At 64.2% G+C, this 20,760-nt stretch carries 17 protein-coding genes and 1 pseudogene; 10 read left to right on the forward strand and 8 right to left on the reverse strand.

What is annotated here, in order from left to right:
- Positions 1 to 84: 84 nt before the first annotated feature.
- The 4 genes from coaBC to W930_RS0119785 form a co-directional block, all read right to left on the reverse strand.
- On the reverse strand, positions 85 to 1,296 hold the full coding sequence (coaBC, locus tag W930_RS0119770) for a bifunctional phosphopantothenoylcysteine decarboxylase/phosphopantothenate--cysteine ligase CoaBC (RefSeq protein ID WP_023594581.1): 1,212 nt from the start codon (positions 1,294 to 1,296) through the stop codon (positions 85 to 87).
- Between the two features lie 128 nt (positions 1,297 to 1,424).
- Positions 1,425 to 1,991, reverse strand: coding sequence for a signal peptidase II (lspA, locus tag W930_RS0119775; protein ID WP_024788587.1), 567 nt, complete (start codon positions 1,989 to 1,991; stop codon positions 1,425 to 1,427).
- A complete protein-coding gene (gene ileS, locus W930_RS0119780; RefSeq protein WP_023872113.1) occupies positions 1,991 to 4,828 on the reverse strand; it encodes an isoleucine--tRNA ligase in 2,838 nt (945 codons plus the stop codon). The genes lspA and ileS overlap by 1 nt, the downstream gene beginning before the upstream one ends.
- Before the next feature lie 159 nt (positions 4,829 to 4,987).
- A complete protein-coding gene (locus W930_RS0119785; RefSeq protein ID WP_023594584.1) occupies positions 4,988 to 5,980 on the reverse strand; it encodes a bifunctional riboflavin kinase/FAD synthetase in 993 nt (330 codons plus the stop codon).
- Between the two features lie 224 nt (positions 5,981 to 6,204).
- On the opposite strand from W930_RS0119785, the gene purN reads away from it, so the two are divergent.
- The 6 genes from purN (at position 6,205) to nadC (ending at position 13,449) form a co-directional block, all read left to right on the forward strand.
- Positions 6,205 to 6,855, forward strand: a complete 651-nt coding sequence (gene purN / locus W930_RS0119790) for a phosphoribosylglycinamide formyltransferase (RefSeq protein ID WP_023594585.1) — start codon at positions 6,205 to 6,207, stop codon at positions 6,853 to 6,855.
- Between the two features lie 158 nt (positions 6,856 to 7,013).
- On the forward strand, positions 7,014 to 8,291 hold the full coding sequence (locus W930_RS0119795) for an RsmB/NOP family class I SAM-dependent RNA methyltransferase (protein WP_048806718.1): 1,278 nt from the start codon (positions 7,014 to 7,016) through the stop codon (positions 8,289 to 8,291).
- 127 nt (positions 8,292 to 8,418) lie between these two features.
- Positions 8,419 to 9,813 (forward strand): mechanosensitive ion channel family protein, encoded by a 1,395-nt coding sequence (locus W930_RS28220; RefSeq protein WP_231107031.1) that lies wholly within the window; start codon positions 8,419 to 8,421, stop codon positions 9,811 to 9,813.
- Positions 9,814 to 10,121: 308 nt separating this feature from the next.
- Entirely contained in the window at positions 10,122 to 11,318 is a 1,197-nt protein-coding gene (locus W930_RS0119805) for an acyl-CoA desaturase (RefSeq protein ID WP_023594588.1), read from the forward strand.
- Between the two features lie 95 nt (positions 11,319 to 11,413).
- The gene (nadA, locus tag W930_RS0119810; RefSeq protein WP_023594589.1) at positions 11,414 to 12,547 is read left to right on the forward strand and encodes a quinolinate synthase NadA; all 1,134 of its coding nucleotides are present in this window, start codon (positions 11,414 to 11,416) and stop codon (positions 12,545 to 12,547) included.
- A complete protein-coding gene (gene nadC / locus W930_RS0119815) occupies positions 12,544 to 13,449 on the forward strand; it encodes a carboxylating nicotinate-nucleotide diphosphorylase (RefSeq protein ID WP_080685164.1) in 906 nt (301 codons plus the stop codon). Before nadA ends, nadC begins: the two co-directional genes overlap by 4 nt.
- A gap of 149 nt (positions 13,450 to 13,598) precedes the next feature.
- Here nadC and nadB read toward each other — a convergent pair whose 3' ends face one another.
- The 4 genes from nadB to radC form a co-directional block, all read right to left on the reverse strand.
- Complete coding sequence (gene nadB / locus W930_RS0119820) at positions 13,599 to 15,203, reverse strand: L-aspartate oxidase (RefSeq protein WP_023872109.1); 1,605 nt, start codon at positions 15,201 to 15,203, stop codon at positions 13,599 to 13,601.
- Between the two features lie 241 nt (positions 15,204 to 15,444).
- The gene (rpmG, locus tag W930_RS0119825; RefSeq protein WP_010807102.1) at positions 15,445 to 15,612 is read right to left on the reverse strand and encodes a 50S ribosomal protein L33; all 168 of its coding nucleotides are present in this window, start codon (positions 15,610 to 15,612) and stop codon (positions 15,445 to 15,447) included.
- A gap of 16 nt (positions 15,613 to 15,628) precedes the next feature.
- Entirely contained in the window at positions 15,629 to 15,862 is a 234-nt protein-coding gene (gene rpmB / locus W930_RS0119830) for a 50S ribosomal protein L28 (RefSeq protein ID WP_023594592.1), read from the reverse strand.
- Positions 15,863 to 16,087: 225 nt separating this feature from the next.
- Positions 16,088 to 16,762, reverse strand: coding sequence for a DNA repair protein RadC (gene radC, locus W930_RS0119835; protein WP_023594593.1), 675 nt, complete (start codon positions 16,760 to 16,762; stop codon positions 16,088 to 16,090).
- A 184-nt stretch (positions 16,763 to 16,946) separates the two neighbouring features.
- Here radC and W930_RS0119845 point away from each other — a divergent pair, with 184 nt between their 5' ends.
- The 4 genes and pseudogenes from W930_RS0119845 to W930_RS0119860 all read left to right on the forward strand — a co-directional run.
- The gene (locus W930_RS0119845) at positions 16,947 to 17,402 is read left to right on the forward strand and encodes a peptidylprolyl isomerase (protein ID WP_023872108.1); all 456 of its coding nucleotides are present in this window, start codon (positions 16,947 to 16,949) and stop codon (positions 17,400 to 17,402) included.
- Positions 17,403 to 17,410: 8 nt separating this feature from the next.
- Positions 17,411 to 18,385, forward strand: coding sequence for a 4-hydroxy-3-methylbut-2-enyl diphosphate reductase (ispH, locus tag W930_RS0119850; protein WP_023594595.1), 975 nt, complete (start codon positions 17,411 to 17,413; stop codon positions 18,383 to 18,385).
- Positions 18,386 to 19,125: 740 nt separating this feature from the next.
- Complete coding sequence (locus W930_RS0119855) at positions 19,126 to 20,334, forward strand: branched-chain amino acid ABC transporter substrate-binding protein (RefSeq protein WP_023594596.1); 1,209 nt, start codon at positions 19,126 to 19,128, stop codon at positions 20,332 to 20,334.
- A 211-nt stretch (positions 20,335 to 20,545) separates the two neighbouring features.
- Positions 20,546 to 20,760: pseudogene (locus tag W930_RS0119860) on the forward strand (branched-chain amino acid ABC transporter permease); the annotation flags it as partial.

Genomic DNA, 20,760 nt, shown 5'->3' on the forward strand with positions numbered 1-20,760 from the left:
ACATTGCGGCGGCCCTCGGGCCACCGGTTTCTACGCGTCTGCCAGCGTTGCCGGACAACGACGATGACAGACGATCGGCTCGCGTCAGGCCGGGGTGCGCGACGGGAGTCTGGCGGCGATCTCGACGATCAGGCTGCGCGCGAGCGACGCCTTGTCGGCGCGTGGCAGGCGCTTCTGCCCGGCTTCGTCGAAGAGAATGACTTCGTTGTCGTCCTTGCCGAACGTGGCCGGGCCGAGGTTGCCCACGAGCAGTGGCACCTGCTTGCGGCGGCGCTTGTCCGCGCCGTGCTTTTCCAGGTCGCCCGATTCGGCGGCGAATCCCACGCAGTAAGGCGCATTGGGCAGTTGCGCCACGGCCGCGAGGATGTCGGGGTTCTGCACGAATTCGAGGCTTGGCACGTCCCCCTCGCCGGTCTTCTTGATCTTGTCCTGGGCGACGTCGCGCACTCGCCAGTCGGCGACCGCGGCCACCGCGATGAAGATGTCGTTGTGCGAGACGTCGGCCATGACCGCATCGAACATCTGGCGCGCGGTCTGGACGTTGGTGCGCGTCACGCCGCAGGGCGTCTCGAGCGCGCACGGGCCGGCCACGAGATGCACGTCGGCGCCCGCTTGCGCAGCGGCGCGCGCGAGTGCGAAGCCCATCTTGCCGCTCGACAGATTGGTCAGCCCGCGCACCGGATCGATCGGCTCGAAGGTCGGCCCGGCGGTGATCAGCACGCGCCGTCCGGCAAGGCGCTTGGGCTGGAAGAAGGCGGCGAGCGCTTCGTAGAGCGCTTCCGGTTCGAGCATGCGGCCGTCGCCGATTTCGCCGCACGCCTGGTCGCCGCTGTCCGGACCGAGCACCGCGATACCGTCGCCACGCAGGGTGGCCGCGTTGCGCTGGGTGGCCGGGTTGGCCCACATCTGGCGGTTCATGGCCGGCGCCACGAGCAGCGGACAGTCGCGCGCCACACACAGCGTGCTGAGCAGATCGTCCGCCATGCCGTGTGCGAGCTTGGCGAGGAAGTCGGTGGAGGCGGGGGCGATCAGAATGGCGTCGGCCTCGCGCGAGAGGTCGATGTGCGCCATGTTGTTGTCGATGCGGTTGTCCCACTGGCTCGTGAAGACGGGACGCCCGGAGAGGGCCTGCATCGTGAGCGGCGTGATGAATTGCGTGGCGGCTTCGGTCATCACGACCTGTACCGTGGCGCCTGCCTTGATGAGCAACCGGGTGAGTTCGGCCGACTTGTAGCAGGCAATGCCGCCCGTCAGGCCGAGAACGATGGTCTTGCCCGCCAGTTCGCCGCGTTCCATAGAAATGCTTCCTCCAAAGTGCCGCGCGGCGCCTCCGGGGCGCCGCGACGGTGTGTGTCGTCCGCTCGCACATGCCGCCGTGCGCGCGGATCGCGCCGCAACTGCCGCGGCGGACCCTGCGATGTGGCCTACTTGCCGCGCCGCACGCGCCGCAGCTCGTCGATCACCAGCAACACGGCGCCCACGCAAATCGCCGAGTCGGCCACGTTGAACGCCGGCCAGTGCCAGCCGCCGACGTGAAAGTCCAGAAAGTCGATCACGTGGCCATAGATCACGCGGTCGATCACGTTGCCCAGCGCACCGCCGAGAATCAGCGACAACGACAGGCAGAACATCTTCTGGCCGTTGTGGCGCTTGAGCAGCACGACGATGACCGTTGCCGCCACCACGCCGAGCAGCGTGAAGAACCAGCGTTGCCACCCACCCGCGGCGGCGAGGAAGCTGAACGCCGCCCCCTTGTTGTACACCAGCACCAGATTGAAGAACGACGTCAGCGGGTGGAACTCGCCGTACTGGAACGTCTTCAGAATCGTCAGCTTGGTGACCTGGTCGAGCAGGATCGCAATGACCGCGATCCCCAGCCAGGGCGCCAGGCCGAACGTGGCGCCACCGCGCGCGCCCCCCCTGCTGCCGTTGCTGCCGCTACCGCCGCTTCGTCGTTGCGCGCCCGAACGCGCGCCTGCTTTGCTTGCCATTATGCCGCGCTCCGGTGTTCGCCGCTGCCGAAGAGATTCGACACGCAACGCCCGCAAAGGGTCGGGTGATCCGCGTCGGCACCCACGTCTTCGCGGTAGTGCCAGCAGCGTTCGCACTTCTGATGCGACGACGGCGTGACGACCACGCCTTCGTCGGCTTCCGCGGCCACCTGCGTGACGGTCGCGGCCGACGTGATCAGCACGAAGCGCAGATCGTCGCCGAGGCTGGCCAGCACGTCGTACTTGCGGCCCGAGACCCGCACGTCGACTTCGGCCTGCAGCGACGAGCCGATCTTCTCGGCCGCTCGCGCCTCTTCGAGTGCCTTGGTCACGTCGCCACGCACCGTGCGCAACAGGTGCCACTTCTCCAGCAAACGCGTGCCCTGCGCGACTTCCGGATAGGCGTAATACGTTTCCGTGAAGATCGTATCGTTGCCCGGCTGGAACACTTGCCACGCCTCTTCGGCCGTGAACGACAGGAACGGCGCCATGAGTTTCAGCAGGCCGTGCGTGATGTGATAGAGCGCGTTCTGGGCGGCGCGGCGTGCCATGGCGTCCGGCGCGCTCGTGTACAGACGGTCCTTCAGGATGTCCAGGTAGAACCCGCCGAGGTCTTCCGAGCAGAACGTCTGCAGCTTGGCCACGACCGGGTGGAACTCGTAGCGGTCGTAGTGGCCGAGGACTTCGGTCTGTAGCGACTGGGCCAGCGCCACGGCGTAGCGGTCGATCTCGAGCCATTGCTCCGGCGGCAGCGCATGCTTCGCATGGTCGTAGTCGGCCAGGTTCGCGAGCAGGAAGCGCAGCGTGTTGCGGATACGGCGATAACTCTCGACCACGCGCTTGAGAATTTCGTCGGAGATCGACAGTTCGCCCGAATAGTCGGTCGACGCGACCCACAGTCGGATGATTTCCGCGCCGAGCTTGCCGGCGACTTCCTGCGGCACGATGGTGTTGCCGATCGACTTCGACATCTTGCGGCCCTGGCCGTCGACGGTGAAGCCGTGCGTGAGCAGCGCCTTGTAGGGCGGACGGCCGTCCATCATCGACGCGGTGAGCAGCGACGAGTGGAACCAGCCGCGATGCTGGTCCGAGCCTTCCAGATACAGGTCGGCGGGAAAGCCGAGCTCGTGCGCGTGCGAGCCGCGCAGCACATGCCAGTGCGTGGTACCCGAGTCGAACCACACGTCGAGCGTGTCACGGTTCTTCACGTAATCCTTGGCGTCGTCGCCGAGCAGTTCGACCGGATCGAGCGTCTGCCACGCTTCGATGCCTTCGGTCTCCACGCGCTTGGCCACGGCTTCGAGCAGTTCCGGCGTGCGCGGGTGCAAGGCACCGGTTTCCTTGTGCACGAAGAATGCCATCGGCACGCCCCATTGGCGCTGGCGCGAGAGCGTCCAGTCCGGGCGGTGCGCGATCATGTTGTGCAGGCGCTGCTTGCCCCACGACGGGAAAAATTCCGTGGCCTCGATGCCGGCCAGGGCGATCTCGCGCAGCGTCTTGCCGTCGCCCGGCGCACCGTCGACCGGCTTCACGTCCATGCCCGCGAACCACTGGTTGGTGGCGCGATAGATGATCGGCGACTTGTGGCGCCAGCAGTGCATGTAGCTGTGCGTGTACTTGAACGAGTGGAACAGCGTACCCGCCTCGCGCAGCGCCTCGACGATCTGCGCATTGGCGTCCCAGATCGACAGGCCGCCGAACAACGGCAGGCTGTCCTGATAGCGTCCGTCGCCGAGCACCGGCATGCGGATTTCCGAGTCCGGCATGCCGTGCGCCTTGCACGACATGAAGTCTTCCACGCCGTAGGCGGGCGCCGAGTGCACCACGCCCGTACCCGTGTCGGTCGTCACGTAGTCGCCGAGGTAGATCGGCGAGGTGCGGTCGTAGCCGGCGTCCGCCGTGGCGAGCGGGTGGCGGAAACGGATCAGCGAGAGCGCTTCACCCTTCGCGCGGGCGAGGACCTCGCCGTGCAGGCCATAGGTCTTGAGGCTCTCCTCGACGCGCTCCGTGGCCAGGATCAGCAGGCCGCGTTCGGTCGACACGAGCGCGTACTCGATCTCGGGATTGACGTTCAGGGCCTGATTCGACGGGATCGTCCACGGGGTGGTCGTCCAGATCACGATGAAGCCGTCGTTGCGCGGCAGCTTGGGCAGACCGAAGGCCTTGGCGACCTTTTCCGGCTCGGCGAACGGGAAGCCCACGTCGATCGACAGGTCGGTCTTGTCCTTGTATTCCACTTCGGCCTCGGCCAGCGCGGAGCCGCAGTCGAAGCACCAGTTCACCGGCTTGAGGCCACGATAGACGTAGCCGTTTTCCATGATCTTCGCGAGGGCACGCAGTTCGTCCGCCTCGTTCGAGAAGTTCATGGTCTTGTACGGATTCTCCCAGTCGCCGAGCACGCCCAGGCGCTCGAAGTCCGCCTTCTGACGCTCGATCTGCACCGCCGCGTAGGCACGCGCCTTTTCCTGCACTTCGCGCACGGGCAGGTGCTTGCCGAACTGCTTTTCGATCTGGATCTCGATGGGCATGCCATGGCAGTCCCAGCCGGGCACGTAGGCCGCGTCGAAGCCCGCGAGGCTGCGCGCCTTGACGATCATGTCCTTGAGGATCTTGTTGACCGCATGGCCGATGTGGATGTCGCCATTGGCATACGGCGGGCCGTCGTGCAGGATGAATTTCGGACGGCCTTTGCTGGCGCGGCGGATCTTGTCGTAGATCTTCTTTTCCTGCCACTGCTTGACCCACAGCGGCTCGCGCTTGGGCAGGTCGCCGCGCATCGGGAACGGCGTGTCCAGCAGATTGACGGGGTACTTGCTCGGGGCTTTCTTATCGCTCATGGTGCTTCGCTACGAATTTTGGATGTCGGGTGTGCGGCGCTCGCGCCGATGACGTTGCGTTCGGCCCCAGCGGGCCGGGAAATGCAACGCCCGGGCAGGTGCCAGTGGCGGCGGCGGGCCGCGCGCGCGGCGCGGGGCGCCGGCGCACGCGGGCGAAGATCAACTAATTCGGTCGGTCGCCGAGGTGGCGAAATCGCGTCGCGCGCTCGGGCCGTTGGCGTCGAGCGCATGGGCGAAATAGGCGCGGGCCTCGCGCGTGTCCTGTGCGATGGCGGCTTCGAGTTCGGTCAGTCCGTCGAATTTCGCCTCGTCGCGCAGCTTCTGCAGGAATTCCACGCGTACGAGCTTGCCATAGCAGTCGCCCGCGAAGTCGAGCAGATGCACCTCGAGCAGTACACGGCCCGAGTCGTCGACGGTCGGACGCAGTCCCAGGCTCGCCACGGCGGGCAGCGGCCGCTCGGCCAGTCCGTGCACCTGCACGACGAAGATGCCCGACAAGGCAGGGTGCTTGTGGGCGATGCGCAGATTGAGTGTCGGGTAGCCCAGCTTGCGGCCGAGCTTCATGCCGTGCACCACGTGGCCGGTGATGGCGTACGGACGGCCGAGCAGCGCGTGGGCGCGCTCGAAATTGCCGTCGGCAAGCGCCGCGCGGACTTCCGAACTGGAGATGCGCACGCCGTCATGCGCGATGGTCGGCATCTGCTCCACGACGAAGTCGAAGCGGCGCCCTGCGTCGCGCAGATATTCGATGTCGCCGGCGCGCCTGGCGCCGAAGCGGAAGTCATCGCCCACGAGCAGCCAGCGGGTGTGCAGGCCGTCGACGATGATGTTGCGTACGAAGTCCTCCGGCGACTGTCCGGCGAAATGGGCGTTGAAGTGTTCCACCACCAGCCGGTCGACCCCCTGCGCGCGCAGGGCCTCGAACTTGTCGCGCAGGTTGGAGATACGCGCCGGCGCCCGGTCGGGCGTGAAGTATTCGCGGGGATGCGGCTCGAACGTCATTACACACACCGGCAGGCCGCGCGCGGCCGCGGCGGCGCGCACACGTGCGAGCAGTGCCTGGTGGCCCAGGTGCACGCCGTCGAAATTGCCGATCGTCAGCACGCAGGGCGCTTTGCTTTGCGCGTTGGGTAGACCCCGGAAGACTCGCACGATAAGGAAGCGTCAGTACAGGACGTTGATTGAGCGTTGGTGGATGGACTGCGCGGCACGGCTGCGTGGGCCCGGCGGTCTGCGCGGGCCGTACCCGGCCCGTTTCCCGCAGAACGGCCAGACCGACATTGCGGCGCCGCAGAACGTTGAATTATAAACGCTTCGGGGCCATCGCGGCGTGCATCGCGCTGTCTGGTGCGCCGCGCCAATGATAAAATCCGGCGATGAAGAACATTGTCATCCTGATTTCCGGGCGAGGCAGCAACATGCAGGCCATCGTCCGGGCCTGTACCGCAGAAGGCTGGCCGGCCCGCGTGGCCGCTGTCATCGCCAATCGTGCCGAGGCCGAAGGCCTGGCGTTCGCCACCGAAAACGGCATCCCGGCAGCCATGGTGCCGAGCCGTGGCAAGACCCGCGAGGCGTTCGACGCCGAACTCGCCGCCGAAATCGATCGCCATCAGCCCGATCTGGTCGTACTCGCCGGGTTCATGCGCATTCTCACACCGGCATTCACCGAGCGCTACGCCGGCCGCCTCATCAACATCCATCCGTCGCTGCTTCCGGCCTTTCCCGGGTTGCAAACGCACGCCCGCGCGCTCGACGCCGGGTGCAAGATCGTGGGCGCCACGGTGCATTTCGTGACGTCCGAGCTCGATCATGGCCCATACGTGCTGCAGGCCGCCGTGCCGGTACGCCCGGGCGATACCCCGCAAGCGCTGGCCGAGCGCATCCTGCCGCTCGAACACATCATTTATCCGCGCGCCGTGCGCTGGTTCGTGGAAGACCGTCTGGTCGTGGCCGATGGCCGCGTGACGGTCCTGCCCGCCGCCGACGGCACGCCCGACTCGCAATGGCTCTTTGGTGAGGACGCATGAGCACACGCCCGACCCAGCGCCGCAATGGCGCAAATCACGCCGGTGGCCGCACCGGCGGTAAATCGTTCGATTCCCGTTCGTCGTATGGCAGCAAGGGAGGCCGAAGCACCCGCGACGGCGACCGCCGGCACGACGCCGCGCCGGTGGACAGCGCCCGCATGCGCGGCGAACACCTGTCGCCCGCGCTTTTCGAGCGCACGCAGGAATTGCTCGGCACCGTGCTGACGTTCACCGGTCCGGCCGATACGCTCGTGAGCACCTACTTCCGCGCTCACGACCGCCTGGGGCACCGCGAGCGCGGCGTGCTGGCCGAAACGGTATTCGCCATCCTGCGTCGCAAGCTCGAATTCGGGCAGCACGCAGAGAGCGGTTCCGGCCCGCTGGAGCGCCGTCTCGCGCTGCTTGGACTGGCGTTCACGCGCGGTATCGCGTCGGTCAAGCTCGTGGCGTCCGCGGAGGAAGTCGACTGGCTCGAGCGCGTCGGACAGATCGATCCGGCGACGCTCAAGCCGAGAGTGCGTACTAACTTGCCGGAGTGGCTTTACGAACGGCTGGCCGCGCGTTTCGACGCCGCCGAGCTCGAAAACCTGGCGGCCGCGCTCAATCAACCGGCGCCGCTCGACTGCCGCGTGAACGTCGTCAAGGCCAGCCGCGACGATGTGCTCGCGACGCTTCGCGAAGACGGGTTTTCGGCCGAGCCCACGCCTTACGCGCCCAACGGCATTCGCCTGGCCGGCAAGCCGGCGCTGCAGAAGCACCCGCTGTTCGTGTCCGGCGCGATCGAGGTGCAGGACGAGGGTAGCCAGTTGCTGTGCCAGCTGGTGGCGCCGCGCCGCGGTGAGATGATTGTCGACTTCTGCGCCGGTGCCGGGGGCAAGACGCTCGCGATCGGCGCGCAGATGCGCTCGACGGGGCGGCTCTATGCGTTCGACGTCTCCGAGAAGCGTCTCGCCAAGCTCAAGCCGCGTCTGGCGCGCAGCGGTTTGTCGAACGTCTATCCTGTGATGATCGACAGCGAGAACGACAGCAAGATCAAACGTCTGGCGGGCAAGATCGACCGGGTGCTGGTCGACGCGCCGTGCAGCGGGCTGGGCACGCTGCGCCGCAATCCGGACCTGAAGTGGCGGCAGACACCGCAGTCGGTCGACGAACTCACGCAGAAGCAGGCGTCGATCCTCGCGAGTGCCGCGCGCCTGGTCAAGCCGGGCGGTCGTCTCGTGTATGCCACATGCAGTCTGCTCAACGAAGAGAACGCGGCCATCGCCGAAGCGTTCGCGGCCGCGCATCCCGACTTCGTGCTGCTGCCGGCGAACACATTGCTCGCATCGCAGAAGATCGGGCTCGATACCGGCAAGTACCTCGAGCTGCTGCCGAACCGCCACGCCACCGACGGTTTCTTTGCCGCGGTGTTCGAGCGCCGGGCGGCCCAGGCTTGATGGATGGGGATGGGGGTGGGGTGGGGCGATGAACGGCGCCGGTCTCGCCTTGCCCGGCCGGGGTCGATGCCCCGGGCCGGCGGCGCCAAATGATGTCGGCTGACAACAAGAGATAAAAGAGATGGCGATGCAGGAAAGTCCGGCTTTCGCGAGACTGGTGCGCGACGTCGTTCGCGACTTCGGCGACACGCAGATCATCTGGCAAATCGTGGCGCTGGTGGTTGCGCTCGCCGCCGCGTTCGTCCTGCGGCGCTGGATGATCGGGCGCCTCGACCGCCATTTCGACCGGGTGGCGCCGTCGCGCCGCGCCGGGTCGTCGAGTCTGCGCCGCGCGTTCTTCCCGATGTTCGGCTGGATGTGCGTCGCACTCACGCGCGTGGTGCTCCAGGAGCACACCCGCGTCTCGCTGCTGATGCTCGCCGAGGTGCCGCTCTTTGGCACGGCGCTGATCTATCTGGCGTTCTATTTCGCCCGTCGACTGTTTGCGACGTCGCCGCACGCATCGGGCCTGCTCAAAGTCTTCGAGCGCGTGTTCACCACGCTCGCCTGGCTGACGATGATCGCTTACGTGCTCGGCGTGCACGACGACATCCTCAAGTGGATGGGCAGCGTGCGCTTCGCGGTCGGCGCGAGCCATCTCACATTGCTCTCGATTCTCTCCGGCCTGCTCTGGGTCGGGGTGACGCTGATGCTCGCGATGTGGGTCGGCTCGCTGATCGAAGACCGGATCATGCGCACGACCACGCTCGACGGCAACCTGAAGGTCGTGCTTTCGCGCACCGTCAAGGGGCTGCTCACGCTGATTGCGGTACTCGTTACGCTTTCGTTCGTCGGCATCGACATTACGGTGCTCGGGGTATTCGGCGGCGCGCTCGGCGTGGGGCTGGGCTTTGGCCTGCAGAAGATCGCGTCGAACCTCGTGTCGGGCTTCATCATTCTGCTCGACCGGTCGGTGCGTATCGGCGATCTGATCACGGTCAGCCCGTATCACGGCACGGTGTCGCAGATCAATACGCGCTACACCGTGGTGCGCGGCCTCGACGGCGTGGAGGCGCTCGTGCCGAACGAGCAACTGGTCACGAACGTCGTGCAGAACCATTCGTTTACCGAGACGCGCGGCCGCGCCAAGGTCAACGTGCAGGTCGCCTACAGCGCGGACGTGGAGCTGGCGATGTCGCTGATGCTCAAGGCGGCACAGGACATTCCCCGTGTGCTGGCCGATCCGCCGCCGTCGGCGCTGCTGCTGAATTTCGGCGCAGACGGGATGGATCTGGAAATGGGGTTCTGGGTGCAAGATCCGGCGCAAGGCAGCGGCGCAATCCGCTCGGAAATCAATTTGCGGATTTGGCGCACATTTCGCGAACACGGTATTGAAATTCCGTATGCCCAGCGCGAAATACGCATTCTGAATGATTGGCCGGACGGTATTCCTTCCCATCATGTCAATCAACCCGATCCTTCATCGGCGTCGGCCCGGCGGGCTTTGCCACCGGAAGATGACGGCGTAAAGACGACCTCGTAGAGGGTTTCGTCCGGGCGACGGGATTGACCTGCGACAAAATGCGTGGCGGGCAGGCGACACACGGGCGACAGTCCGTCAGGTAAAATGCCTCCCAAACCATAACAACAGACGTTCACTGGCACGTTTTCCGCCCATATCGCCCCGGCATGCCGCAACTTGCCGACCTCCAGCGAATCCAAGCGTCAAGCGAGCGAAAGAACGAGACCTTGACGCGACGGCCATCGATGCCGATTCGGCCCGACAAGACACGACACGGCATGGAGAACTTGCCGTGATGGCTACCGTATTGATCAGTTTGGAGTGATATTTTGCTGGACAGTCTTCTTGGATTTCTCTCGACCGGCCTGCTCGACTGGAGCGGCTGGGAGATCACGTTGTTCACGCTGGCCGTTACCCATGTAACGATTGCCGCCGTGACGATCTACCTGCACCGTTGCCAGGCGCACCGCGCGCTCGACGTGCATCCGATCGTCTCCCATTTCTTCCGTTTCTGGCTGTGGATGACCACCGGGATGGTCACCAGCGAGTGGGCGGCGATTCACCGCAAGCACCACGCCAAGTGCGAGACGCCTGAAGATCCGCACAGCCCGCAAACGCGTGGTCTGTGGAAGGTGCTGGCCGAAGGCGCCGAGCTCTATCGCGCCGAAGCGAAGAACGAGGAAACGCTGCGCAAGTTCAGCCACGGCACGCCGAACGACTGGATCGAGAACCATGTCTACAAGCGCTATCCGATCCTGGGCATCAGCTTCATGATGATCATCGACATCGCGCTGTTCGGTGCCATCGGTCTGACCGTGTGGGCCGTGCAGATGGTGTGGATCCCGTTCTGGGCCGCCGGTGTCGTCAATGGTCTGGGCCACTACTGGGGCTACCGCAACTTCAACTGCGCCGACGCGTCGACGAACCTGCTGCCGTGGGGCATCATCATCGGCGGTGAGGAACTGCACAACAATCACCACACCTACGCCACGTCGGCCAAGCTGTCGAACAAGTGGTACGAGTTCGATATCGGCTGGATGTACATCCGCATGATGCAGGCGGTGGGGCTGGCCAAGGTGAAGAAGATCGCGCCGACGCCCAAGCTCGCGAAGAACAAGGCGGCGTGCGACGACGACACGCTGCAGGCCGTGCTCTCGAACCGCTACGAAGTGATGGCGCGCTATGCCAAGACCTTCAAGCGGGCCTACGGAGAGGAGCTGGCGCGCTTCAAGGAGAAGCGCCAGCACGGCGAGTACCAGTTGTTCCGCGGTGCACGCAAGTGGCTGCATCACGACGAAGCCTCGCTGCAGGAGCCGCAGAAGCAGCAACTCGGCGAGATCTTCGCGCACAGCAATGCGGTGAAGACGTACTACGAACTGCGCAATGAACTGGCCGGTATCTGGGAGCGTTCGAACGCATCGCGCGAGCAGTTGCTGAGCCAGCTGCAGAACTGGTGCCAACGCGCCGAGCAAAGCGGAATTCATGCGTTGCAGGAATTCGCTTCGCGCCTGCGTCGCTACGCCTGAACGGACTTGCGCCTGAAATTCGTTTTTGACGCATAATCGAAACCCCGCCACGGCGGGGTTTTGTCATTCCCGGTCCCGCCACGGGACAAGTGAACATGAACGCCTCACTGAAATCCGTAGAATTCGAGCGCCCCGCACCGAGCGGCGCCACTTGCGTCGCCCATGCGTGGGCGCGTGTCCCGGAGGCGCCGTCGCAGGAGGAACGCGCGGCCCTCAAGGCCAGAATCAAGCGTTTGCTCGTCGAGCAGAATGCCGTGCTGGTGGCGCATTACTACGTCGACGCCGACTTGCAGGACCTCGCCGAGGAGACCGGCGGCTGCGTGGCCGACTCGCTGGAGATGGCCCGTTTCGGCCGCCATCATTCGGCCAGTACGTTGGTCGTGGCCGGTGTGCGGTTCATGGGCGAGACCTCGAAGATTCTCAGCCCCGAAAAGCGCATTCTGATGCCGGACCTGGACGCGACCTGCTCGCTGGACCTGGGGTGCCCGGCCGACGAGTTCGCTGCTTTTTGCGACGCGCATCCCGATCGCACGGTCGTCGTCTACGCGAACACGAGCGCGGCGGTAAAGGCGCGGGCCGACTGGATGGTCACGTCGTCCATCGGGCTGGAAATCGTGGCGCACCTGCATGCGCAGGGCAAGAAGATCCTGTGGGCGCCGGATCGCCATCTGGGCAGCTATGTCCAGAAGCAGACGGGGGCCGACATGCTGTTGTGGCAGGGCGCGTGCCTCGTTCATGACGAGTTCAAGGGCACCGAACTGGAATTGCTGCGTCGTGAATATCCGAACGCGAAGGTGCTGGTGCATCCGGAGTCGCCCGCAGCGGTGGTGGCGCAGGCCGATGTGGTCGGCTCGACCTCGCAGATGATCACCGCCGCACAGACGATGGACGCCACCGAGTTCATCGTGGCCACCGACAACGGCATTCTGCACAAGATGCGCGCCGCGGCGCCGGGCAAGCACTTCATCGAGGCGCCGACGGCAGGCAACAGCGCGACGTGCAAGAGTTGTGCGCACTGCCCGTGGATGGCCATGAACAGTCTGCAAAATCTGGCCGATGTGCTGGAATCTGGCCGCAACGAGATTCACGTCGATCCGGAGATTGGCCGCCGGGCGCATACCTGTATCGACCGTATGTTGAAGTTCGCCGAGGCGCGCAAGCAGAGTGTGCGTGCGAGCGGCGATTTCGCGCGCGACGGCGCGCTGTTCTCCGGTGTGGGCCCTGCATGATGACATCATCGAAAACGCTGAGTACCGAAGCGGCTTTGTCCCCGCATTTTGCGACTTTCGGCGAGCCGCTCGAAGCGGCACTCGCGCGCAATGTGCGCGACGCGCTTGCCGAGGACGTCGGGGCCGGCGATCTGACAGGCCTGCTCGTGCCGTCGGAGGAAATGGCGCACGCACGCATCATCGTGCGCGAATCGGCGGTGCTGTGCGGGGTGCGCTGGTTCGAGCAATGCATGCGAGGCGTCGACGCCTCGGTGCGCGTGCAATGGCATTACCACGAGGGCGAGCGTATGACGCCCGACTCCGTGGTATGCGACATTCACGGCCCGGCGCGCGCGCTGCTGACGGGCGAGCGCACGTCGATGAACTTCCTTCAGATGCTCTCCGGGGTGGCCACGGCGGTCCGCCGATACGCCGACATCGTGGAAGGCACGAAGGCGCGGGTGCTCGATACGCGCAAGACGTTGCCGGGGCTGCGCCTCGCGCAAAAATTTGCCGTGCTTGTGGGGGGCGGGGCCAATCAGCGGCTGGCGTTGTACGACGGCATTCTCATCAAGGAAAATCACATTGCCGCCGCGGGCGGCATTCGTCAGGTGCTGGCGAACGCCGATCGTCTGGCGGACGGCGCGCCCGTGCAGATCGAGGTCGAGTCGCTCGAGGAACTCGAGACGGCGCTGGAATGCGGAGCGAAGTCGATCCTGCTCGACAATTTCACGTTGGAGATGATGCGGGAAGCGGCGAGAGTGTCCGACGGGCGCGCGGTGCTCGAAGCCTCGGGTGGCATCAATCTCGAAACGCTGCGCGCGATTGCGGAGACGGGCGTCGATCGTATCTCGGTCGGCAGTCTGACCAAGGACATTCGCGCAACCGATTACTCCATGCGCATCGTTGAGACGGTCGGGTAACGCGTCTGGGGGGGGAGGCGGTGCCGACGGCGCTCTTGTTCTCCCGAGTGCAAAACGGCCACAGGTACACCTGTGGCCGTTTTTTGTTGCCCGCTCGAATGCGCGCGAGCGCGGCACGTGAGGCTTTCCAGGCCTCGGCGAGTGTGACGTCAGCGCACGCGGCGAGCGAGCGCGGGGGAGAGCACGGTCGGTAGTGCCTTCGGCAGGGTGTCGGGGAAGTCACGCGAGAAATGCAGGCCGCGGCTCTCGTGACGCGATAGCGCGCTGTCGACGATGAGCGACGCCACGTCGACCAGATTGCGCAGCTCCAGCAGATCGCGAGTGACACGGAAGTTCGCGTAGTACTCGGCAATTTCCTCGCGAAGCAGGGCGATACGATGCTGGGCGCGTTCCAGGCGCTTGGTCGTGCGCACGATACCGACGTAGTTCCACATCATGCGCCGCAGTTCGTCCCAGTTGTGTGCCACCACGACTTCCTCATCCGCGTCCGAGACGCGGCTTTCGTCCCAGGCGGGAGCATCCGTGGTCGCGGGCGCCGATGTTCCGCTGCGCTCGATGTCCTGCGCCGCCGCCTTGCCGAGCACGAGACATTCCAGCAGCGAATTGCTGGCGAGACGGTTGGCACCGTGCAAACCTGTGTAGGTCGCTTCGCCCACGGCATAGAGTCCCGGCAGGTCGGTGCGCCCGTGCATGTCGGTGACGATACCGCCGCACGTGTAGTGGGCGGCCGGCACGACCGGGATCGGTTGCTTAGTGATATCGATGCCCAGCTCCGCGCAACGCGCCAGAATCGTGGGAAAGTGTTCCTGCAGGAATTCCGGGCTCTGGTGACTGATATCGAGATAGACGCAATCCAACCCGTGCTTCTTCATCTCGAAGTCGATGGCTCGGGCGACGATGTCGCGCGGCGCCAGTTCGGCGCGCGGGTCGTGCTGCAACATGAAGCGGGTACCGTCCGGCAACACGAGACGGCCGCCTTCGCCGCGCACGGCCTCGGTGATCAGGAACGACTTCGCGTACGGGTGGTAAAGACATGTCGGATGGAATTGGATGAATTCCATGTTGGCGATACGGCACCCCGCCCGCCATGCCATGGCAATGCCGTCGCCGGTGGCCGTATCGGGGTTGGTCGTGTACAGATAGACCTTGCCGGCGCCGCCGGTGGCGAGCACCGTGTGGCGCGCGGTCATCGCGTGAACTTCGCCCGTCGCGAGATCCTGCACGTAGAGGCCCTGGCAGTGGCGACCGGCGGTCGGTGCGCTATGCGCGCGGTCCGACGTGATCAGGTCGACGGCGAAGTGATTCTCGAAGAGCGTGATGTTCGGATGTTGGCGTACGCGTTCCGTGAGCGTGGCGATCACGGCGTGGCCGGTGGCATCGGCCGCGTGAATGATGCGCCGATGACTGTGACCGCCTTCGCGCGTCAGGTGAAAGCCCAGCTCGGCGGCGTCGTCGCGGGTGAACGGCACGCCCTGCGCGATCAGCCATTCGATGGCTTCGCGGCTGTGCTCGACAATGCAGCGCGTGGCAGCCTCGTCGCACAGACCGGCGCCGGCGATCAGGGTGTCGGCCACATGCTCATCGACACTGTCGGTCGAGTCGAGGACGGCGGCGATGCCGCCCTGTGCCCAGTCGCTTGCGCCCTCGGGCATGGGGCGTTTGGCGACCAACGCCACTCGGCAAGTATCGGCCAGATGCAGGGCGACGGATTGGCCGGCCAGTCCACTGCCGACAATGACGACATCGAAATTCATGATTCGCGCGGTGTCTGGGACCGGCGCGACAAGCGTGGCGCGATCCCGGGGTGAAAGATGAGCCAGTATAGCGAGTCAATACGCGCTTGACACATCGCCCTATGCGCACATCGTAGAAATTGTGCGCGGAGTCACTACGCATAGCGTAGCGTTGCGAATTTCGGGACGTCCAAATGAAAAACCCCGCCAGAGGCGGGGTATCGAACGCAGCAGCAAACTGCTGCGAGAAAACCTGTTGATCTTATTTGATCTTGGTTTCCTTGTAGGGCACGTGCTTACGAGCCACCGGATCGAACTTGCTGATTTCCATCTTTTCCGGATGGGTACGCTTGTTCTTGGTGGTCGTGTAGAAATGACCCGTGCCTGCGGTCGATTCCAGTTTGATCTTGTCGCGAGCGCCTTTTGCCATGATGAGCTCCTAAAACTTAGATGGCGTTGCGCGAACGCAGGTCGGCCAGAACGGAGTCGATACCGTTCTTGTCGATCAGGCGCAGGCCCGCATTCGAAATGCGAAGGCGCACCCAACGGTTTTCGCTCTCAACCCAGAACCGGCGATTTTGCAAGTTCGGGAGAAAACGGCGCTTGGTTTTGTTGTTGGCGTGGGAAACGTTGTTGCCGACCATCGGCGCTTTCCCGGTCACTTGACATACGCGTGCCATGAAGCACTCCTAACCCAGAATTCTGTGTAAAAAAATGGTGAGTCGAAAAGACAGACCGCGATGATACCACAAAAATCCCAGACAAATCAATCGCTTTAGTCGATTTAGGATGCGAGTCCCTGGCGGGAAACGTCTGTCGGAGATTCGGGGAAGGGACGGATTATAGCGCAAGCGCGGCGTGAACGCGACTCGGCTGCCAAATTTCCGTGCAAGTGTTGTAGTGCGTCACCATCCGCCATGCTCCGCGAGCGAACAGACGGTGTCGCCGGCCACGATGAAATGGTCGAGCAACCGGATCTCCAGCAAGGCCAGAGCCTCGCCCAGCTGCCGTGTGAGCGCGAGATCGGCAGCGCTCGGCAGGGCCACGCCCGACGGGTGGTTGTGGGCGACGATGACCGACGCGGCATGCACTTCCAGCGCGGCCCGAACGATTTCGCGCGGGTAGGCGCACGTTTGCGTGAGGGTACCTTCGAACATGACCCGTGTACTCACGAGCCGGTGAGACGCATCGAGAAACAGACAGGCGAAACGTTCGCGCGAGCGGTCCTGCAGCGTGAGCCGCAGGTAGTCGCGCACCCGCGTGGGAGAATCGAGCAGACTGCCCGACGCCATGCCCTCGCCCAGCATGCGTCGCGCCACTTCGACGGCCGCCTGGAACTGTAGGGATTTCGCCTGGCCGAGGCCCGGAATCTGCCGCAGGGTCTCGAACGGCGTGACGAGCAGCCGCGCCAAAGAACCGCTGCGTGCGAGCAACTCGCGTCCGAGGTCGACGGCGTTGCGTCCCTGCGAACCGGTGCGCAGCAGGATGGCGAGCAACTCGGCGTCGGACAGGGCGCCAGGCCCTCGGGCCAGCATTTTTTCTCGGGGACGCTCGGCGAGCGGCCATTGGGCGATGGACATGACAACGACTCCACAGGCGGTCGCGCCGCGCGCATGATCGCGGCTGCCGCAGCGGTCACGTGGGCGGTGACCGGTTACGGGGACGCTGCACCGGCAGACAAAAATCGGGGCAGCTTTGATGGGGAGCCGGACGCGCAACGCGTCGTCATTTACAATAATAGCTTGACCCTGCATTGAGATCCCCATGAGTTCTGTCGCATCCCCCGTGGTTCAAGACGATTCCTATCTGACGCTCCACTATCGGATTGCCGCGCCGGACGGCGCGGACATTGTCAACACTTTCGAAGGCACACCGGCCACGCTGCAGCTCGGCGGCGGTCAGATGGCGCCGACACTGGAGCAGGCGCTGCTGGGAATGACGGTGGGGGAGCGGCGCAGCATCGAGCTGGCGCCCGAGCAGGCCTTCGGTCCGCGCAACCCGGAACTGCTGCAGCGCGTCTCGATGAAGACGCTCCAGGAAAACAGCAATTTCGGCGAGGAGTACAGCGTGGGCGATCTGGTCGAGTTCAACGCGCCGAGCGGTGGCCGCTATGCGGGCATCCTGCGCGAACTGGGCGACGGCTGGGCCTTGTTCGACTTCAACCATCCGCTGGCCGGCCAGCCGATCGTGTTCGAAGTCCAGATTATCGGCATTCTGTAGGAATCGAAATGAGCGCCACCCAAGTCGTTGCACCGACGCTGTCGGATGCGGAAATCCTGTTGGCTCAGCCGCGCGGTTTTTGCGCGGGCGTCGACCGCGCGATCGAGATCGTCGAGCGCGCCCTCGCCATGTATGGCGCGCCGATCTACGTGCGTCACGAGATCGTGCACAACGCGTACGTCGTCGAGAATCTGCGCAAGAAAGGCGCGATCTTCGTGGAGGAACTCACGGATGTCCCCCCGGGCAACACGCTGATCTTCAGCGCCCACGGCGTATCGCAGGCGGTGCGGGCCGAAGCGGAAGCGCGCGGACTGCGCATTTTCGATGCGACGTGCCCGCTCGTCACGAAGGTGCACGTTGAAGTCGCCAAGATGCGCAGCCAGGGGCTCGAGATCATCATGATCGGCCACAAGGGGCATCCGGAAGTCGAGGGGACGATGGGGCAGTCGGGCGAGGGCATGTTCCTCGTCGAGACGATCGACGACGTGATGTCGCTCCAGGTCGCCGACGAAAGCAAGCTGGCGTACGTGACGCAGACGACGCTGTCCGTCGACGATGCCGCCGAGGTTATCAACGCGCTCAAGCAGCGCTTTCCGTCGATCACCGAGCCGAAGAAGCAGGACATCTGCTACGCCACGCAGAACCGCCAGGACGCGGTGAAGTTCATGGCGCCGCAGTGCGACGTGGTGGTGGTCGTGGGCAGCCCGAACAGCTCGAACTCGAATCGTTTGCGCGAAGTGGCCGAGAAGATGGGGGTGCCGGCCTATATGGTGGATTCGCCGGACCAGTTGCAGGCCGCGTGGTTCGACGGCAAGCGTCGTATCGGTGTGACCGCCGGCGCGTCGGCGCCGGAAGTGCTGGCGCAGTCGATCGTGTCGCGCTTGCGCGAGTTGGGTGTCAATCAGGTCAAGGTACTCGAGGGCGTTGAGGAGAACATCGCGTTCCCGCTGCCCAAGGGGCTTACGCCGGTAACGACCGGCTGACGCCGGGCAATCCACGGGCGTTGCGCGCCGCCGAGGTCCCACGACAAGCGGCCCGCGCGCGCCCAATCCGCGGAACCGCTCGGGGCGCTTGCCGCCTGAGCTCACCAAACCGGGTGTCACGTTGCGTGCCCCGGTTTTTTTGCGCCCGCCGCAAAGCGGTGCGGCGTGCCATGCGTTGCCCGACTCCCATTCGGCAATGCCCCGCCTTCCCGCGTGAATCTCCCTGCGGAATCTTCGCATTCCCGCGCCATCATTTGCAAAAAATCCGCGCGACGTATTTATTGGCTTTTGATGTCTCATCAGCCAAAACCGAATGCCATCAGTTTTAATTCAACACATAACGAATTGCGGTGCGTTGATGGACTCCGGTTTTCCAGAATCTAATTATTTATATATTCCCTTAATTAGAATGAACGCTCCAACTCCGCCGGGCACGGTAATTGCATATTAGATTGGCGGGCTGCTCAAGCCCATATATGGTGCATCGGTTGCACCACGAAGCCACCCGGGGCAGTGCGGCCGGGTGTGTAAAACCTTTCACAATTCCGGGGTTGCACTTTTGAAAAAATAGGGTTGTACAAGTTGGTATAAAACCTTAGTCACCGATTATGGAAAACCCTGTGGCGGCGAGCATCGCAGCCGCAAAGAATGGAGTTACAATGCGCGCGTTTCGCATACGAAACGTCGAATTGGCGTCATTGGCGTTATTCAATATACGCCGACAATCAGGAGATAATCACATGCACCTCAAGTTCGCGAAGGTACTGCCCGTAGTCGCCGCAGTGACGCTGTTGGCGGCCTGCGGCCAGAAGGAAGAAAAGCAGGCCGATTCGGGTGCCGCTTCTGCACCCGCCGCGACGACTGCCGCCAGCGGGGGCGGCGATGCGGTTGTAGTCAAGATTGGCCACGTTGCACCGCTGACGGGCCAGATTGCTCACCTGGGCAAAGATAACGAAAATGGTGCACGCCTGGCCATCGAAGAGGCCAACAAGGCCGGTCTGACGATCGACGGCAAGCCGGTCAAGCTGGAACTGGTGGCCGAAGACGATGCCGCCGATCCGAAGACCGCCACGCAGGTCGCCCAGAAGCTCGTCGACGAGAAGGTCGTCGCCGTGGTGGGCCACCTGAACTCGGGCACGACGATTCCGGCCTCGAAGATCTACAGCGACGCGGGCATCGTGCAGATCTCCCCGTCGGCCACCAACCCGGCCTACACGCAGCAGGGCTTCAAGACGACCTACCGTGTGGTCGCCACCGACGCCCAGCAGGGTCCGGCACTGGCCAATTACGCCACCAAGTCGCTCAACGCCAAGTCGGTCGCCATCGTCGACGACGCGACGGCCTACGGCAAGGGGCTGGCCGACGAGTTCGAGAAGACCGCCAAGGCCAACGGCATGAAGGTTCTCTCGCACGACGCGACCAACGACAAGGCCACGGACTTCCGCGCGATTCTGACGAAGATCAAGGGTGAGCGTCCGGACATCATCATGTACGGCGGCATGGACGCGACCGGCGGCCCGTTCGCCAAGCAGTCGAAGGAACTGGGCATCGGCGCCAAGGTGCTCGCCGGCGACGGCGTGTGTACCGACAAGGTGGCCGAGCTGGCCGGCGACGCCATCGACAACATCGTCTGCTCGGAAGCGGGCATGGCGCTGTCGAAGATGGAAAACGGCGCGGACTTCGCCAAGCGCTATGAAGCCCGCTTCAACCAGCCGATCCAGATCTACGCCCCGTTCACGTACGACGCCGTCAACGTGATCATCGACGCCATGAAGCGTGCCAACTCGGCCGACCCGGCGAAGATCCTGGCCGCCATGCCGGCCACGGACTACAAGGGTGTCATCGGTCACATCGCCTTCGACAGCAAGGGCGACATGAAGGAGCCGGTGATCACGCTCTACAACTACAAGGACAAGAAGAAGAGCGTGCTCGACGTGGTGAAGATGTAACTCCCGGGCGCTTGCGCCATGAAACGGCACCGTTGCCTACCCATTCGGTGCCGTTTCTTCATCTGCGGAACGATGCCGTGCCTGCATGACGGGCACGGCCCCTTTCCTGACACAGGATTACGCCTCATTACCCGCAGTTCTCTCGACCCCCTCGCGCGCCCTATCGGGCAAGCGTGTCGAGAGCCCGTTTTCGGGACAAGGAGTTAGCTTCATGGATATCTTTATCCAACAAATCTTGAACGGCCTCGTGCTTGGCAGCGTCTACGCGATCATTGCACTGGGCTATACGATGGTCTATGGCATTCTGGGCATCATCAACTTTGCCCACGCCGACGTGATGATGATCGGCGCGATGGTCGCGCTGTCCACCATCAACCTGTTGCTGAAGATCGCGCCGGACATGAACCCGGCGCGATCTTCAGCAAC

Origin of the sequence: Pandoraea sp. E26 (genome assembly GCF_000681415.1) — a bacterium.
GTDB classification, from domain to species: domain Bacteria; phylum Pseudomonadota; class Gammaproteobacteria; order Burkholderiales; family Burkholderiaceae; genus Pandoraea; species Pandoraea pnomenusa.

Bases quoted from the DNA above. Each gene is read 5' to 3' on its own strand.
- coaBC (WP_023594581.1), bottom strand. From the start codon at position 1,296: ATGGAACGCGGCGAACTGGCGGGCAAGACCATCGTTCTCGGCCTGACG.
- lspA (WP_024788587.1), bottom strand. From the start codon at position 1,991: ATGGCAAGCAAAGCAGGCGCGCGTTCGGGCGCGCAACGACGAAGCGGC.
- ileS (WP_023872113.1), bottom strand. From the start codon at position 4,828: ATGAGCGATAAGAAAGCCCCGAGCAAGTACCCCGTCAATCTGCTGGAC.
- purN (WP_023594585.1), top strand. From the start codon at position 6,205: ATGAAGAACATTGTCATCCTGATTTCCGGGCGAGGCAGCAACATGCAG.
- W930_RS0119795 (WP_048806718.1), top strand. From the start codon at position 7,014: ATGCGCGGCGAACACCTGTCGCCCGCGCTTTTCGAGCGCACGCAGGAA.
- W930_RS28220 (WP_231107031.1), top strand. From the start codon at position 8,419: ATGCAGGAAAGTCCGGCTTTCGCGAGACTGGTGCGCGACGTCGTTCGC.
- nadA (WP_023594589.1), top strand. From the start codon at position 11,414: ATGAACGCCTCACTGAAATCCGTAGAATTCGAGCGCCCCGCACCGAGC.
- nadC (WP_080685164.1), top strand. From the start codon at position 12,544: ATGATGACATCATCGAAAACGCTGAGTACCGAAGCGGCTTTGTCCCCG.
- nadB (WP_023872109.1), bottom strand. From the start codon at position 15,203: ATGAATTTCGATGTCGTCATTGTCGGCAGTGGACTGGCCGGCCAATCC.
- rpmG (WP_010807102.1), bottom strand. From the start codon at position 15,612: ATGGCAAAAGGCGCTCGCGACAAGATCAAACTGGAATCGACCGCAGGC.
- rpmB (WP_023594592.1), bottom strand. From the start codon at position 15,862: ATGGCACGCGTATGTCAAGTGACCGGGAAAGCGCCGATGGTCGGCAAC.
- radC (WP_023594593.1), bottom strand. From the start codon at position 16,762: ATGTCCATCGCCCAATGGCCGCTCGCCGAGCGTCCCCGAGAAAAAATG.
- W930_RS0119845 (WP_023872108.1), top strand. From the start codon at position 16,947: ATGAGTTCTGTCGCATCCCCCGTGGTTCAAGACGATTCCTATCTGACG.
- ispH (WP_023594595.1), top strand. From the start codon at position 17,411: ATGAGCGCCACCCAAGTCGTTGCACCGACGCTGTCGGATGCGGAAATC.
- W930_RS0119855 (WP_023594596.1), top strand. From the start codon at position 19,126: ATGCACCTCAAGTTCGCGAAGGTACTGCCCGTAGTCGCCGCAGTGACG.